The following is a 15950-nucleotide window of genomic DNA, read 5'->3' on the forward strand; positions in this document are numbered from 1 at the left end:
CGGACCGCCCGCAAGGTTTACCGCACCCGAGATGCCGCCCGCGCCGACGTATTCGACTACATAGAGCGCTTCTACAATCCGCGGCGGCGACATTCCAAATTCGGCTATCTAAGCCCCATCGCATTCGAGGCCCGAACGATGCAAACCTAAACCAATTGTCCACGAAACCGGCAGCAGGCCAAACAGCACAACCTGATCGAGCGCCTCATTAACAAGATCAAATATTTTAGACGCATTGCTAGCGGCCACGACAAGCTCGGATCGACCTTCCTCGCCATTGCAAAGCTCGCTTGCATCAGACTACGCCTGCGCCATTATGATTTCACAGCCTAATTATCATTCAATCTACAATGCAAGATTTCTTCTTAATATCCACTCTGCCTGACCAGTAGACGCGGCAAAAAAAGGATTCTCAAAATCCTTGCTAAATCTCTGCCCAAACTTCCCATAAGAAAGAACATGTCCATCCATTCGAAACGTCACACCTCCGGCGGCCCTTAAAACAGCATCTCCAGCTGCAGTATCCCACTCCATAGTTCGACCAAAACGCGGATAAATATCGGCGATTCCCTCGGCCAGCAGGCAAAATTTCAGGGAGGACCCAAAAGCAATCAGCTCATAGTCTGGCAATCGGGCGATGAAGGCGTCAGTCTCCGACGTCCGGTGAGAAGCCGATGCCACGATACGTACCCGTGCGGGGCAGGAGCCCCCCGAAACGGTCCGCCGGCCGGACAAGCGTTCTCCCTCGACCTCCACGGTCTCGGCCTGACCCGGGCGCCCGGTCCATAGCCGTCCATGGGCCGGAGCATAGACGACGCCGACGGCGGGGTAGCCATTGACGACGAGCGCGATGTTGACGGTGAAATCATCCTTGCCCGAAACGAACTCGCGCGTGCCGTCCAGCGGATCCACGAGAATGAAGGCCGCGTCGCCGATATCCGGAACACGGCCCGCCGCCACCTCTTCTTCCGCGATCACAGGAATGCCGGGAAAGGACCGGCCAAGCCCTGCCAGGATGACCGCTTCGGCGCGTCGGTCGGCCTCGGTGACGGGCGAAAGGTCGGACTTGGTTTCCGCCGTCACGCCACCGGCGCGAACGGTCATGATCTCCCTGCCGGCCGCCAGCGCCAGGCCCTCAAAGACCGAGAGCATGGCCGCGGGATCGGCGATGCCGGCCAGCTTCAGATCGTTCAGCAATAGCCGCGCTCCTTCAGCCAGGATTCGATCTCGTCGGCCAGGTCCTCCGGCGTACGGCCCACGGTGTGAACATGGATATCGGGTTTTTCCGGCGCTTCATAGGGCGAATCGATCCCGGTGAAGTTCTTGATCTCGCCACGAAGGGCCTTGGCATAGAGGCCCTTCGGATCGCGGCGGGCGCAATCCTCGAACGGGGTATCGACGAATATCTCGACGAATTCGTCCTCGGCCATCATCTCGCGCACCATGCGGCGCTCGGCGCGGAAGGGCGAAATGAAGGACACCAGGGCGATCAGCCCGGCGTCGACCAGCAGGTGCGCCACCTCGCCGACGCGGCGGATGTTCTCCACGCGGTCTTCCTCGGTGAAGCCGAGGTCGCGGTTGAGGCCATGGCGAACATTGTCGCCATCGAGAATATAGCTGTGGCGCCCGTCTGCGTGGAGCTTTTTCTCAAGGAGGTTCGCGATCGTCGACTTGCCGGACCCGGACAGGCCGGTGAACCACAGGACGACCGGCTTCTGGTGCTTCTGTGCCGCCCTGCTCTGCTTGTTCACGTCCAGCGACTGCCAATGAACATTGCTGGCGCGGCGCAGCGGGTGGGTGATCATACCGGCGCCGACCGTCGCATTGGTCATGCGGTCGATCAGGATGAAGCCGCCGGTCACCCGGTTCTCGCCGTAGGCGTCGAAGGCAATGGGCGCCTGCGTGGCGACATTGACGATGCCGACCTCGTTGAGGTCCAGCGACTTGGCCGCCTCGTGGGCAAAGGAATTGATGTCCACCCGGTATTTCAGCGCCGTGATGTTGGCCGGCGTTTCATCGCATTCGGTTCGCAGGACATAGGAGCGTCCCGGGATCATGGCATGATCGTCGAACCAGACCAGGCGGGCCTCGAACTGGTCGGCCACGTCGGGCCGGTGGTCCGGCGCAACGAGCATGTTGCCGCGCGATACGTCGATCTCGTCGTCAAGAACGATGGTGATCGCTTGGCCTGCCGTGGCCACGCCGAGATCGCCATCGCTCGTCACGATCCGCCGGACAGTCGACTGCTTGCCGGACTTGGCCACCACGACGGGATCGCCGGGGCGGATGGCGCCCGAGGCCACCGTGCCGCAGAAGCCGCGAAAGTCGAGATCTGGACGGTTCACGTACTGGACAGGAAAGCGGAAGGGCTTACCGCCCAGGCCATCGTCCAGTTCCACGGTTTCCAGGTGTTCCAGCAGGGTCGGCCCGTCGTACCAGGGCATGTGGCCGGATTTCGTCGTGACATTGTCGCCGAAACGGGCCGACATGGGGATTGCCCGGATCGCGTCGAAGCCGAGCGTGCTTGCAAAGGCCTGGTAGTCTGCGACGATCCGGTCGAACACGTCCTGGCTGTAGCCTTCGAGGTCTATCTTGTTGACGGCCAGGACAACCTGGCGAATGCCCACCAGCGATGCAATGAACGAATGACGCCGCGTCTGCTGAAGCACGCCCTTTCGCGCATCGATCAGCACGACGGCAACATCGGCCGTCGATGCGCCGGTGGCCATGTTGCGCGTGTACTGCTCGTGACCGGGCGTATCGGCGACGATGAACTTGCGCTTCGAGGTTGCAAAGAAACGGTAGGCAACGTCGATCGTGATGCCCTGCTCCCGCTCGGCCTCCAGTCCATCGACGAGAAGCGCGAAATCGATCTCCTCGCCCACCGTTCCATGACGGCGGGAATCGCGCTCGAGCGCGGCAAGCTGGTCTTCGAAGATCAGCTTGGTGTCGTAGAGGAGCCGGCCGATCAGGGTCGACTTGCCGTCGTCCACGGAGCCGCAGGTCAGGAAACGCAGCAGTGATTTCTGTTCCTGCTCCGCGAGGAACGAACGGACGTCGCGGGCGATCTCGTCGGGAGAAAGGGTGATCTGGTCCGAAGCCATCAGAAATATCCTTCGCGCTTCTTCTTTTCCATGGAGCCGGATTCGTCGTGGTCGATCAGGCGGCCCTGCCGTTCGGAAGTCCGTGCGACCAGCATTTCCTGGATGATCGCCTCCATCGTGTCGGCAGCGGAGTCGATCGCACCGGTCAGCGGATAGCAACCAAGCGTGCGGAAGCGGACCAGCCGCTCCTCGACCGCCTCCCCCGGCTTCAACTCCATCCTGTCATCGTCCTTCATGATCAGCATGCCATCGCGTTCGACGACCGGACGGCGCGCCGCATAGTAGAGCGGAACGATCGGGATGTTTTCCTGGTAGATATACTGCCAGATATCGAGCTCGGTCCAGTTCGACAAGGGAAAGACACGAATGGATTCACCCGGACCGACGCGGGTATTGAAGGTCTTCCACATTTCAGGGCGCTGATTCTTCGGGTCCCAGCCATGACTGGCATTTCGAAAAGAAAAGATGCGCTCTTTTGCCCGGGATTTCTCCTCGTCGCGCCGGGCGCCGCCGAATGCGGCGTCAAACCCGTACTTGTCCAGCGCCTGGCGCAGCGCTACCGTCTTCATGACATGGGTGTGGGTGGAGGATCCGTGGCTGAAGGGACCGACGCCGTCGCGCACCCCCTCCTCGTTCTTGTGCACCAGGAGATCGAATCCGAGGTCTGCTGCCATGCGGTCGCGGAAGGCAATCATCTCGCGGAACTTCCAGCCGGTATCGACGTGGAGAAACGGAAATGGCGGGCGCGCGGGGTAGAATGCCTTCATCGCCAGGTGCAGCATGACGGAGGAATCCTTGCCGATCGAATAGAGCATGACCGGCTTGGAGAATGTGGCCGCGACCTCACGGAAGATATGGATGGACTCCGCCTCGAGACGTTGGAGGTGCGTGAGCGACGAGCGAACCATGAAACCTGTCCAGTTAATCAGTAATTTCGTATAGCGCCTATATCAGCGCGGCGAAAATTGCCACGTTCGCGCGGCCGCCTGAAGGCATGTCTTTCCGCCGGCGCGGCCGGAAACGCATTTGTATTTTGACTCCGGGCCGTGAATGGAACTGTTCGGCCCCGGGATCGGCCCGGCGGCGAACAGGCCGGCACCCGGCTCGATGCGGTGTCAGGCGGCTGGCTGGCAGGTCCCGACGGGGACTTTCACGCCGTAAAGGGCAGTAAATTTCGAAAAGATGTCATCGTTGCCCAGTCCCAACTCGCGGGCAAGGCGCGCCGCGGCTGCCCCCAAGGCACGGGCGCGAACCGGGTCCGCGGCTGCATCCCTGAGGACCGCGGCCAGGGCGACCGGGTCGCCCGCGGGCACGAGCCAGCCGGTATGGCCCGGCTCGACGATCTGGCGTACCGACGGCTGGTCGGTGCCGATGAGGGCGCAGCCGCAGGCGGCCGCCTCGATGAGACTGCGCGGGAACCCCTCGCGGAGCCGGCTCGGCAGGCAGGCGATATCGACAGAGCGGAACAGGTCGGCCATGCGGTCGCCCGGTACCGGGCCCAGGTATTCGACGACACCGAGCCGCCCCGACCGGCGGGCCTGCTCGACATCGAAATTGTCCGGGTAGCCGGGATCAGCCGGACCGGCGAGCAGGAACCGGGTCTTTGCGCCTTCCGCCGCCAGCGCGTTGGCGGCGTCACAATAATCACCGATGCCCTTTCCGTGCAGCAGGCGCGAGGCAAGAAGCACGCTCAGCGGCCCGGTCCGCGGCTGCTCGCGCTCGGCGAATTCCACCAGGTCGATACCGGCCCCCATGATGGCCTGGGCGTGATCCTTGCCGATAATGCCGAGGCTGACCAGCCAGTCGCGGTCGGCCGGGTTCTCGAAGGTGGCAACATAGTCGAGAAAGTGAAGTCCGAGGCGCATGGCCCGGATGAACAGGAACCGGCGCAGCCAGGCCAGCAGGCCGGTCTCCTCGAAAACGCGGCCAAGGCCTGGAAAGGTCATCACGAGACGTGGCAGCCGCCGGCCGCCAAGCCGCAGCCATGGCAGGGAAAGAACGGAGAACAGGTTCGGCTTGATCGTGATCGCGTGAACGACATCCGGCTGCCAGTCCCGGACCTCGGCGAGAAAGCGCCGGACGGCGGCGAAATCGCGGCCCGGCTGAAGGCGATGGCGGTCGAAGTCGAGCGGAACGAGGCGAAGCGCCGAGGGCACACGGGCGATCACGTCGTCGGTGCATTCCCCAGAGACCACGGCGACATCATGCCCGGCATCGATGAGCGGGAGCACAAGGTTGATCCGGTGATCCATGAAATAGCGCAGGGAATTGCAGTAGAACAGTATCTTCAAGTTCGTGGTCGTCCAATCGAGGTTTGCCTGGCAAGTCCCGCAGGTCGTCAATCGAGCACAGACAGGGATTGCGGTGCAAGCCTTGGCACGGGAACGGCCTGCCACCCGGGCCCGGTATTGAGTCTCGCGCGCGGATGATGGCTCCAGGACCTGAGCAGGTGAAGCCCGAATCGCAGCGGATGGCCGACCGTCCAGGCCAGGCGCGCGCGCTCCAGTTCGAGGTAGGCGTTCAGGCGGCGCCGTTCGGCCGGTCCGAAGGCATCGCCATACTTGGCAGACAGGGCAGTTGCCGCCGTCTCTATCCGTTCGGGATGGCGGTGCGCACCCCGCACGATGGCGACCCCGAGACGCGAATCGACCCGGAAACGCCCGCCGGCGGCGGCAAAGCGGATGAAGAAATCGACATCCTCGAGACGGCGCATCGATTCGTCGAAGGGCGCGGCGGCCTTGATGGCCGCGCGATTGAAGAGGACGGCCGATCCGGGATTGACCCAGCATCCGCCGAGGAAATCGGTCGGGGCACCGGGTTCGCGCGGGATACGCGCGGCAATCGCGCGGCCCCCGCTCACCTCAACCCAGCCGCAGCCGACGGCAACGGGGTCGGTGCCACCCAGGTCCAGGTTGCGCGCAGCGGCCAGCCGTGCGGCCAGCGTGTCCGGCAGGAAATGATCGTCGGAATCGAGGAATGTTACGAGGGGCGCAGCGGCCAGCGCCAGGCCCTCGTTGCGTGCCGCCGAGGCGCCGCCGTTGACGGAGCGACGAACGAGGCGCACGCGGCCGGTGTGATCATCGAGACGGACCGGTTCGGGCGAGGCGTCGTCGACCACGATGATCTCGGCGTTCACGCCCGGCTGGGACAGGACGCTGTCCACGGCGCGGAGCACCGAGCGCTGGCGTCCGTAGACCGGGATGACCACGCTCAGGTCCGGGCGGCCATCGCTCTGCACTGTCCCCTCGCCCGCCGTCACGCCGACCTCGACCGCTCGTACCAGCGCCAGGCGTCGCGGCACGTCACCTCGAGGCTGCGTCTCGGCTTCCAGCCGAGGAGACGGCCGGCCCGTGTAATGTCGGCCCATGTGGCGGCAATATCGCCGACCCGGCGCGGGGCCATGCGCCAGGGCACGGTCCGGCCGGTCGCGCCTTCGAAGGTGCGCACCATGTCCAGGACGCTGGTGCCATGGCCCATGCCCAGATTGATCGCGTGATAACCCTGCTCCTTTTCCAGCAGGTACAGTGCCGCGACATGACCTTCTGCGACGTCCATCACGTGGACGAAGTCGCGAATGCAGGTTCCGTCCGGCGTGGGATAGTCGCTGCCGAGGATGTCGACATGGGGAATGGCCCCGTCGGCCGCCTTGAGGATCCAGGGCATGAGATTGTCGACGGCGACCCGCGACCGCTCTCCCACCAGGGCGCTTTCATGGGCCCCGACCGGGTTGAAATAGCGCAGCGCTGCAATGGCCCATTCGGGCCGCGCGTCCTGCAGGTCGCGCAGCACCGTTTCCACCATCGCCTTGGTCCGGGCATAGGGATTCAGCGGGTCAAGCCGCGCATCCTCCGTGACCGGAACCTGTTGCGGCTGTCCGTAGACCGCGGCAGAGGAAGAAAAGACCAGCTTGCGCAGTCCGTGCTTCTCCATTGCCTCCAGCAGGGTCAGCGTTCCGGCGACGTTGTTTGCATAGTAGGTGACGGGGTCGGCGAGCGACGCCTTCACGGCCTTTGCGCCGGCCAGGTGCAGGACTGCCGAGAACTGCCGGGCGCCCATGACCGCATCCAGCGCTGCGGGATCGCGAATGTCGCCGACCACCAGATCGGGCCGGGTGCCGGTGATCTGGGCCACCGCATCCGGGGCGGTGTTCCATCCGTTCGACAGGTTGTCGAAGACGACCGGGTTCCAGCCCGCCTGCAGCAGCGCGATGCAGCAGTGAATGCCGATATAGCCCGCACCTCCCGTCAGGAGGACGTTGCCGCGTATCCCCGATGTGGTGTCATCCATGGTGCGGTCCGGCAGAGCCATTGCTTATTCTTGACAAGTCGCGAATGCCCCGCAGATCCTTACTCCCGCCCTGCATTCTCCGGCAGGACCGATGGCTGGGGCGGCTGGATTCGAACCAGCGCATGGCGGTACCAAAAACCGCTGCCTTACCGCTTGGCTACGCCCCAACGAAGGTGCGAATGGCGTTACCCCATCTGACCGCCCGGTGCAAGACCCGCACGGCCTTGCCGGACCTCTTCACAAGACCTCGCTGCCCGCCATTTCGGCCGAGCCGTTCATTGCGGACTCGCCGCCTCCAACAGACGCCCGACGACACGCTCGCTGGCCGCGCGCCAATCCGGCGAGCGATAGCGGAAAGCCGCCTCGAACCGGCCGGAATCAAGGCGCGAATTGCGCGGACGGTGTGCCCGCTGCGGATAGGCCTCCGACGGGATGGGCCGGACACGCGCCGCCGGGCCACCCAGCCGCCCGCTGGTGGCGACGACATGGCTTGCGAGATCGAACCAGGAAGCCTCGCCCGTTCCGGCAAGGTGGAAGGTCTGTCCCAGGCCTATCGACCGGCCATCCTGCCATGATCCGATCATGGCCAGCAGCCCGTCGGCGATGTCGAGGGCGCAGGTCGGATTGCCGACCTGGTCGCTGACGACCGACAGTTCGTCGCGTTCGCCGGCAAGGCGCAGCATGGTCCTGACGAAATTGGCACCGAAGGGGCTGTAGACCCAGGCCGTGCGGACGATGACGTGGTGATGCGGCAAGGCGGCCCGTACGGCCTCCTCCCCCTCGAGCTTGGTCCGGCCGTAGACGGTCTGCGGCCCGGTCGGCGCGGTTTCATCGTGCGCCGCAGTCCCGGTGCCGTCAAAGACGTAGTCCGTCGACAGGTGCACGAGGCGGGCGCCGATCCCGGCACAGGTTTCGGCCAGGACACCCGGTGCGACAGCGTTGATCCTGCGGGCCAGGTCCGGGTCGTCCTCGGCGCGGTCGACCGCGGTGTAGGCCGCCGCCGAAACGACGACATCCGGCGCCGCGTCGCGGAGGGTACGACGGATCGAGTCCGGGTCGGCAAGGTCGAAATCCGGCCGGGCGACGAAGGTCAGGTCGAGGGCGGGACGGCCCATGGCGCGTTCGGCCAGCGATTGCGCGACCTGTCCCCGGCTGCCGGTGACGAGGAGTTTCACTGGGTCACCTTCGCGGTGCCGAGGCGTTCGGAAATGCTGTTGTGCAAGGGGCGCCACCACCACTCGTTGGCCATGTACCAGGCCACGGTGTTCTCCATGCCGCTTTCAAAGGTTTCGCCCGGCGACCAGCCAAGTTCAGCCTCGATGCGCGAGGGATCGATGGCATAGCGGCGATCGTGGCCGGGCCGGTCCGGCACATGGGCGATCAGGTCGCGGTAGCTGGCACCGCCGGCGCGCGGGCGCTGCCGGTCGAGGATATCACAGATGGTGTGAACCACGTCGATGTTGCGGCGCTCGGCGCGGCCACCGACGAGATAGGTCTCGCCGATACGGCCCTTCGTGGCGACGCATTCCAGCGCGGCTGCGTGATCCTCGACGTGCAGCCAGTCGCGGATGTTCTCGCCCTTGCCGTAGACGGGCAGCTCGCGCTGTTGCAAGGCACTGAGAATGACCTTCGCCACCAGCTTTTCGGGAAACTGGTACGGACCGTAGTTGTTGGAGCAATTGGTAACGACGACCGGCAGCCCGTAGGTGCGCAGCCAGGCGCGGACAAGGTGATCCGACGCGGCCTTAGAGGCCGAATAAGGCGACGAGGGATCGTAGGGCGTGTCCTCCGTGAAGATGCCGCTGTCGAACGGCAGATCACCGAAGACCTCGTCGGTGGACACGTGATGGAACCGGAAACGCTCGCGCGCGGCGCCCGAAAGCGCGTCATGATGGCCGCGCGCGGCATTGAGCAGGCGCAAGGTGCCGGTCACGTTGGTCTCGATGAAGACCTCCGGGCCGTCGATGGAGCGGTCGACATGGCTCTCCGCCGCCAGGTGCATGAGGATGTCGATCTGCTCTTCGCCGAGCAGGCTGCGGACCCGTCCCTCATCGCAGATATCGGCCTGGACGAAACGGACATTCGGCCGGTCGATCACGTCACGCAGCGAATTGAGATTCCCGGCATAGGTCAGCTTGTCGAGGATGACGACCCGGTTGCCGGGATTCAACGCGAGGCGGCGGCAGACCGCGGAACCGATGAAGCCGGCGCCGCCGGTGACCAGATAGTTCATCTCGCTTCTTTCCTCAGCTCTCGTACGCAAAACCGGTGTCGCACGCAGCAAGCAGCGGTGCATCGCGATCCTTCTGCGACAGGATCACGTCCGCCGGGTCGGTCGGCCATTCAATGCCGATGGCGGGATCGTCGAACCGGATCGACCGGTCGTGGTCCGGCGAATAGCGGCTGGACACCTTGTAGAGAAAATGGGTGTCGGGCTCCAGCGTCAGGAAGCCATGGGCGAAGCCGGCCGGTATGTAGAGCTGGTTCCAGAGCGTCGCGGATATCTCGACGCCGACCCAGCGGCCATAGGTCGGAGAACCGGCCCGGATGTCGACGGCGACGTCGAAGACCGCGCCGCGGGTGACGCGGACGAGCTTGGCCTGGGCAAACGGCGGCGTCTGGAAATGGAGGCCACGCAGGATGCCGCGCTGCCCGGAGACGGAATGATTGTCCTGAACGAAGGCCGTGTCGATGCCGTTCTCGCGCCAGGTTTCCTCCCGCCAGGTCTCGGAGAAAAAGCCCCTTTCGTCACCGTGGCGGTCCGCGACCACCTCGATGACTCCCGGCAGGGAGGTCTGGCGGAAGGCCGGCATCAGTGCTGTTCCTCCACACGGCGGCGAATGTAGGAGGCATAGTCCCCCGCCCCCAGTTCGGCCGCGCGCGCCAGGACCTGCTCAGCGCTCAGCCAGCCCTGTTCCAGCCCGATTTCCTCCGGGCAGGCGATCTTGATCCCCTGGCGACGCTCGATGGTCTGCACGAAGGCGGCAGCCTCGTGCATGGAATCCGGCGTGCCGGTGTCGAGCCAGGCGTAGCCGCGGCCCATGCGCGCCACGGTCAGGTCGCCGCGTTCGAGGTAGGTCCGGTTGACGTCGGTGATCTCGAGTTCACCGCGCGCGGAGGGCCGGATGGAGCGGGCGATATCGACCACGTCGTTGTCGTAAAAATAGAGGCCGGTCACCGCCCAGTTCGACTTCGGCGCGGCCGGCTTTTCCTCGATGCCGAGCGCCAGGCCGGTGGCCGGATCGAACTCGACAACGCCATAGCGTTCGGGATCCTTGACGTAATAGGCGAAGACCGTCGCGCCGGCTTCGCGTGCCATGGCTTCCCGGCAAAGCCGCGGCAGGCCCGCGCCGTAGAAGATGTTGTCGCCCAGGACCAGGGCGCAGGCATCGTTGCCGATGAAGCGCTCGCCGATCAGGAAGGCCTGCGCCAGGCCGTCCGGGCTCGGCTGTTCGGCATAGTCGAAGGACACGCCGAAAGCGGAGCCGTCGCCGAGCAGCGACCGGAAGACCGGCAGGTCGCGCGGTGTTGAAATGATGAGAATTTCGCGGATGCCGGAGAGCATGAGAATGCTCAGCGGGTAGTAGATCATCGGCTTGTCGTATACCGGGAGTATCTGCTTTGACGCGGCGATAGTCATGGGGTAAAGGCGCTTTCCGCTGCCGCCTGCCAGAATGATGCCTTTCACCAAATGCTCCCTTCACGCCTGCCAAGATGAGGGCCAACTCCTGACCGATGCTTTAGCAACCCATCCCATGAAGAGCAATCGCCGCCGCACTTTCGCCATGCATGCGTTCACCATAGGGCAAGCTAGGGACAGCAAGACGAGACAGTGAGAATCCTTTCTGCTATGGTTTTCAGGTTCGCGTCGCCGGGGGGCCGTCTGACGAACGGCCGGGCTGACGGAATGACTGAAAGGGGAGAATCCCGTGCGTGCGAATGCGCGGCGTTTTCCGGAAAAGAAGCGACCAACGCGCTTGGGCTTTCAGGGCAATTGCTTCGGGGCCGTTCAGACGGAGTGACTTTGCGATGAAAATCGATGGTCGGCTGCTGCGGTTCGCCGCGCTGGTTCACGACACGCTTGTTCTCGCGACGGCCTTTCTGTCGGCCAACCTCGTCGTCTACGGGGTCGACCAGTTGCAGTGGGTGCCCGGCATCCGGGAGAAAACCCTGGCCTACGTGCTGATCGGCGCCCTCGCGCTGTTCGTCATGCGGGTCAACCGCGGCATCTGGCGCTACGCCTCGATCCCCGACATGGTCGCCATCGTCAAGGCGACGACGATCGCGGTGGCCGTCTTCACCATCGGCAACTTCATGCTGTCGCGGGCGGAGAACGTATCGCGCCTTGCCATCGTGCTGATCTGGATCTTCACCGTCTTCGGCCTCGGTGCCGGGCGGATGCTCTACCGCTTCTTCAAGGAGACGCAGTTCTTCCCGCAGTTGCGCGACAACCATGGCGTCGCCGACTACTACCTCCTGTACCCGTTCTCCGACACGACCGAGCATTACGTGCGCATGGTGCGCCGCCTTGGATCCATCGGCTTCCAGCTGGCCGGCATCATCGATTCACGGCCAGGCTTCGTCCGTCATGGCATGCTCTCGCTGCAAGTCCTTGGAACACCGAACCAGATTTCCGAGATCGTGCACCAGCGCGACGCCCGGGGCATTTCCATCAAGGGCCTCATCGTCACCGACCCGGCCGCCTCGGGCGCCGAGCTGACGGAACTCCTGGAAGCCTGCAACGATGCCGGCATCGGCATCTCGCGGCTTCCGGACCTGACCGACTTCCCCAAGGCCGGGGAAACCAACCTGATCTCGCCCAAGCCGGTGCGCCTGCAGGACCTGCTCGGGCGGCCGCAGGTGACCGTCCAGAACCCGGAAATCTCGGCCTTCCTGGAAGGCAACACGGTGCTGGTGACGGGCGCCGGCGGGTCGATCGGCTCGGAACTCTGCCGCCAGATCGCGGAGTTCAAACCGTCCCGGCTGCTGCTGCTGGAATCCTCCGAACGCAATCTCTACGAGATCATGCAGGAGTTCTGCGAGACTCATCCCGAGCTCAACGTCGAGGGCGTGATCGCCGATGTGCGCGACCAGTCACGCGTCGAGGACGTGATGAACCGGACCTCACCCGATGTGGTCTTCCACGCTGCCGCGCTCAAGCATGTGCCGATGGTCGAGGACAACCCGGTCGAAGCGGTCAAGACCAATTTCATCGGTACGGCCAACCTGGCCGACAGCGCCGTGGCAGTGGGCGCCAAGGCGTTCATCCTGATCTCGACCGACAAGGCGGTCAATCCGTCGAGCATCATGGGTGCAACGAAGCGCGCGGCCGAGCTCTATTGCCAGGCGCTCGACCTCGACGACGCGCCGATTTCTTTCGGCATCGTGCGGTTCGGCAATGTGCTCGGATCGGCGGGATCGGTGGTGCCGCTGTTCCAGAAACAGATCGCGCAGGGTGGCCCGGTGACCGTCACCGATCCGGACATGACGCGCTATTTCATGACGATACCGGAGGCCGTTCACCTGATTCTCCAGGCAACGTCGCGGGGCACCAACAGTATCGGCCATCCCATCGACGACCGCGGCACGGTCCTGGTCTTGAACATGGGCCAGCCGATCAAGATCGCCGACCTCGCGCGCCGCCTGATCCAGCTTGCCGGCTTCCGGCCCGACAAGGACATCAAGATCAAGTTCACCGGCCGCCGGCCGGGCGAAAAGCTGACCGAGGAACTGATCAGCACGCTCGACGACCATATCGTCGACACGCGCGACAGCTTCATCGTCGCGCGCACCCGTACCGTCGAACGCAGGAAGATCGTCCGTTGGCTCAGCGACATGAAGATCGCCTGCCAGCGCGAGGACAGGGAAAGTGCCCTCACCCTCCTGAAGGAAATCGTGCCGAGCTACCAGCCCTGGGTCTCGGTGGACGACGACATCGAAGAGATTTCCTGACCGGCGCAATCTTTCGCGTACAGGTTTCTACCGCGGTCCGGCAACCGTCGCCTGGCCGCAGAAGCTGGCGTGCAAGCCGTCATCGAGCGTCACCGGCGGGCGCCAGCCGGTCGTGGCGGCGAAGGCACGGGTGTCGACGACACACGGCCGGCGGGCATGGTGCAGCGTTTCTCCGACCAGCGGCAGCCGATCCATCATCCATCCGGGGAGGCCCGGCAAGGTCACGGGGCGGCGACGGCCGGCCCATTGGCAGGCCAGTCGGCCGATGGCGCCGAGGCTGGTCGTGCCCTCGTCGGCGATGTTGAAGGTTCCGGTCGCTCCGCCGTAAAGGCACGCCGCGATGGCGTCGGCCAGGTTGTCCCTGTTCAGAACCGACCTCGGGGCATTGGCAAGATCGCGCGGCAGCAGCCAGCCGCGGCGCCCGAGCCGGGCGGCGAGACCCAGCCAGCCACCACGGCCGGGGCCATGGATCACCGGCAAGCGGAGAATGGCAAGGCCTGCCATCCCCTCTTCCCGCAGGCCGTGCAGCGCATCCTCGGCCTCGGCCTTGGACCGGGCATAGGGGTCACCGGGGCGAAACGGATCGGTCTCGACAAATGCCCGGTCGCTGCCGGCGCCATAGACCCGTACGGAACTGGCAAAGACGAAACGGCCCGCTCCCGCATCGGCGGCCATCCTTGCCAGGGTTGCCGTGGCGGTCGCGTTGATGGCCGTCATGGCCGCGCCATCGCGGGCAGCGGCCGAAAAGCGGGGCGGGTTTAAGGCGGCCAGGTGAACCACGGCCTGCGTGCCGGATAGACCGCTGCGCAGGGACGAAACGGATTCCATGGTGCCGACAAGCTGGCGGAATGGCAGACCGGCGACCGGGTCGCGGACGAGGATCGTGACCTCGTGGCCGCGGTCGTGGAGCACGCCGGCCACCGTCCGCCCGGCAAAGCCCGTCGCACCGGTCAGCAGAATCCTCATCGGCGTTCACCTCCCTTCCGGTCCAAGTCCTGCTGCCACCCGGGCATGGCAATCAACATCGCTCTCTGTCCCGGCTCCGGCCGTCGCGATCCGGTGTTCCCGCATCACCGGCGAATCCCCGATACCATATTCGGGCAAGACTGTGATAATAGCGACGAATCCGAAGCGTGACTGACCGACAAGGCCGCGAAGTTCCTTCATGCTTGCTCCAACGACCGCCCTGCCCGTCCCCGCCATTGCCGCGCTGGCCTGCCTGGTCCTGCTGGCCCTGTTGCGAACGGTGCTGCCGGCATCCTTTCTTGCCGCCGGACACAACGACCGGTCCAATCATGTCGGAAGTCCGCGGCAGATCGGCGGCCTCGCGCTTGTTCCGGCGGCCATGGCCGCCCTTGCGTTCGGCGGCGCGGACCCGCGCCTGGCCCTGCCCTTCGTCATCCTGTGGCTGGCCGGGCTGGCCGATGACTACCGCCCGCTTGGCGTGGCCCTGCGCCTTGGCCTTCAACTGGCCGCTTCGGGACTGCTGATCTTCCTTGCCGGACCGGACCTGACGTTGCCCTTCGCGGTTCCGCCGCTTCTCATCGACCTTGCCATGGTCCTGTTCCTCGTCTGGACCATCAACATGGTGAACTTCATGGACGGGCTGGACCTGATGACGGTCGCCGGCGCGGGCATTCCGCTGGCAGCGACCGGCGCCGCGCTGGTGCTGGCCCATGCCGGCGGGCCTGCGGGTCTCGCCGCGCTGGCCGCGGCTGGCGCTCTCGCCGGATTCGCCGTTCACAACCGCCACCCGGCGCGCGTCTTCCTCGGCGACAGCGGCAGCCTGCCGCTCGGCCTCGTGGCCGGCTGGGCGCTACTGGACCTCGCGGCCCGGGTACCGGCTGCCGCGCTGGCACCATTCGGCTACTATTTCGCCGACACGGTCTGGACGCTGCTCCAGCGTCTCGTCGAGCGCAAGAACATCCTGAAATCCCACTCGGAGCATGCCTACCAGCGTGCCTTTCGTGGCGGACTTCCGGTAATGGCGATCATCGCCCGGGTTGCCACCGCCACCCTCGCCGGCATGGCGGCAACGCTTCTTGCCGTCAAAGCCGGACCCCCGGCCTCCTGGGTGCCGGGCATCGCGGGCCTGGCCATCGGCTTCGTCCTGTGCCTGTCGATGCGCCGCGGCGCGCGCGCAGGCGCCACCCAGACAAAGGCAAGCAAGGGCGAGTAGTTTTTGCTGGCGTTCGTGTTGTTTGGCATTGTTTTCGGCCATGATTACGCCGGTTTGACTTGCTCTTTGGTGTTCCGGCGTGTTGAAACATCGCGACATGCAAGTTGATTTCGGGAGAGCCGCGGCCTCCTGTTATCCAGCGGCAAAGAGGTGCGGGACGCGGGTCCCGCCAGTGAGAGGATACTGGAACGCATGTGCGGAATCGTCGGCATCGTGGGCAGGCAGAGTGTGGCGCCCCTCCTGGTGGATGCGCTGAAGCGGCTGGAGTACCGCGGCTATGATTCGGCCGGCATCGCGACGCTGGAGAAAGGTGCGCTGGCGCGCCGGCGCGCGCAGGGCAAGCTGGTCAACCTGGAGCAGCGCCTGCAGGGCGAGCCGCTGGCCGGCCACATCGGCATCGGCCACACCCGCTGGGCGACCCATGGCGC

At 65.0% G+C, this 15950-nt stretch carries 15 protein-coding genes, 1 tRNA gene and 1 pseudogene; 4 read left to right on the plus strand and 13 right to left on the minus strand.

Annotated features, from left to right (window positions below; genetic code table 11):
* On the plus strand, positions 1–150 hold a 150-nt coding region (locus CSC94_RS25115; protein ID WP_165784567.1), incomplete at its 5' end, for an IS3 family transposase.
* 195 nt (positions 151–345) lie between these two features.
* On the opposite strand, the gene cysQ is transcribed toward CSC94_RS25115, so the two are convergent.
* The 11 genes from cysQ to rfbA all read right to left on the minus strand — a co-directional run bounded on the left by cysQ (position 346) and on the right by rfbA (position 11079).
* Positions 346–1152, minus strand: coding sequence for a 3'(2'),5'-bisphosphate nucleotidase CysQ (gene cysQ / locus CSC94_RS23170; protein WP_099308759.1), 807 nt, complete (start codon positions 1150–1152; stop codon positions 346–348).
* Between the two features lie 38 nt (positions 1153–1190).
* Positions 1191–3104, minus strand: coding sequence for a sulfate adenylyltransferase subunit CysN (gene cysN / locus CSC94_RS23175; RefSeq protein WP_099308750.1), 1914 nt, complete (start codon positions 3102–3104; stop codon positions 1191–1193).
* Positions 3104–4012 carry a sulfate adenylyltransferase subunit CysD gene (cysD, locus tag CSC94_RS23180; protein WP_099308751.1) on the minus strand — a complete coding sequence of 303 codons (909 nt, stop codon included), beginning with the start codon at positions 4010–4012 and terminating at the stop codon, positions 3104–3106. The genes cysN and cysD overlap by 1 nt, the downstream gene beginning before the upstream one ends.
* Before the next feature lie 207 nt (positions 4013–4219).
* A complete protein-coding gene (locus tag CSC94_RS24755) occupies positions 4220–5395 on the minus strand; it encodes a glycosyltransferase (RefSeq protein ID WP_165784568.1) in 1176 nt (391 codons plus the stop codon).
* A gap of 47 nt (positions 5396–5442) precedes the next feature.
* The gene (locus CSC94_RS23190; RefSeq protein WP_165784569.1) at positions 5443–6405 is read right to left on the minus strand and encodes a glycosyltransferase family 2 protein; all 963 of its coding nucleotides are present in this window, start codon (positions 6403–6405) and stop codon (positions 5443–5445) included.
* Positions 6360–7391 carry a UDP-glucose 4-epimerase GalE gene (gene galE, locus CSC94_RS23195; RefSeq protein WP_099308761.1) on the minus strand — a complete coding sequence of 344 codons (1032 nt, stop codon included), beginning with the start codon at positions 7389–7391 and terminating at the stop codon, positions 6360–6362. The genes CSC94_RS23190 and galE overlap by 46 nt, the downstream gene beginning before the upstream one ends.
* A 92-nt stretch (positions 7392–7483) precedes the next feature.
* Positions 7484–7558 (minus strand) — tRNA-Gln (locus CSC94_RS23200).
* A gap of 108 nt (positions 7559–7666) precedes the next feature.
* Positions 7667–8566, minus strand: a complete 900-nt coding sequence (gene rfbD, locus CSC94_RS23205; protein ID WP_099308753.1) for a dTDP-4-dehydrorhamnose reductase — start codon at positions 8564–8566, stop codon at positions 7667–7669.
* Entirely contained in the window at positions 8563–9624 is a 1062-nt protein-coding gene (rfbB, locus tag CSC94_RS23210) for a dTDP-glucose 4,6-dehydratase (RefSeq protein WP_099308754.1), read from the minus strand. Before rfbB ends, rfbD begins: the two co-directional genes overlap by 4 nt.
* Before the next feature lie 13 nt (positions 9625–9637).
* Positions 9638–10204 carry a dTDP-4-dehydrorhamnose 3,5-epimerase gene (gene rfbC, locus CSC94_RS23215; protein WP_099308755.1) on the minus strand — a complete coding sequence of 189 codons (567 nt, stop codon included), beginning with the start codon at positions 10202–10204 and terminating at the stop codon, positions 9638–9640.
* Positions 10204–11079, minus strand: coding sequence for a glucose-1-phosphate thymidylyltransferase RfbA (gene rfbA / locus CSC94_RS23220; RefSeq protein ID WP_099308762.1), 876 nt, complete (start codon positions 11077–11079; stop codon positions 10204–10206). The genes rfbC and rfbA overlap by 1 nt, the downstream gene beginning before the upstream one ends.
* 341 nt (positions 11080–11420) lie before the next feature.
* Between rfbA and CSC94_RS23225 the strand changes: the two genes are divergently transcribed.
* A complete protein-coding gene (locus CSC94_RS23225; protein ID WP_165784570.1) occupies positions 11421–13343 on the plus strand; it encodes a polysaccharide biosynthesis protein in 1923 nt (640 codons plus the stop codon).
* Positions 13344–13370: 27 nt separating this feature from the next.
* On the opposite strand, the gene CSC94_RS23230 is transcribed toward CSC94_RS23225, so the two are convergent.
* Together CSC94_RS23230 and CSC94_RS24365 are read right to left on the minus strand one after the other, a co-directional pair.
* Positions 13371–14309 (minus strand): NAD-dependent epimerase/dehydratase family protein, encoded by a 939-nt coding sequence (locus CSC94_RS23230; protein WP_099308757.1) that lies wholly within the window; start codon positions 14307–14309, stop codon positions 13371–13373.
* Positions 14310–14315: 6 nt separating this feature from the next.
* Complete coding sequence (locus CSC94_RS24365; RefSeq protein WP_133123050.1) at positions 14316–14510, minus strand: hypothetical protein; 195 nt, start codon at positions 14508–14510, stop codon at positions 14316–14318.
* On the opposite strand from CSC94_RS24365, the gene CSC94_RS23235 reads away from it, so the two are divergent.
* Both CSC94_RS23235 and CSC94_RS23240 read left to right on the plus strand, forming a co-directional pair.
* The gene (locus CSC94_RS23235; RefSeq protein ID WP_099308758.1) at positions 14509–15522 is read left to right on the plus strand and encodes an MraY family glycosyltransferase; all 1014 of its coding nucleotides are present in this window, start codon (positions 14509–14511) and stop codon (positions 15520–15522) included. The genes CSC94_RS24365 and CSC94_RS23235 overlap by 2 nt on opposite strands.
* Positions 15523–15714: 192 nt before the next feature.
* Positions 15715–15950 (plus strand): annotated as a pseudogene (locus CSC94_RS23240) (glutamine--fructose-6-phosphate transaminase (isomerizing)); the annotation flags it as partial.

It is taken from the genome of Zhengella mangrovi, assembly GCF_002727065.1.
Lineage (GTDB): Bacteria > Pseudomonadota > Alphaproteobacteria > Rhizobiales > Rhizobiaceae > Zhengella > Zhengella mangrovi.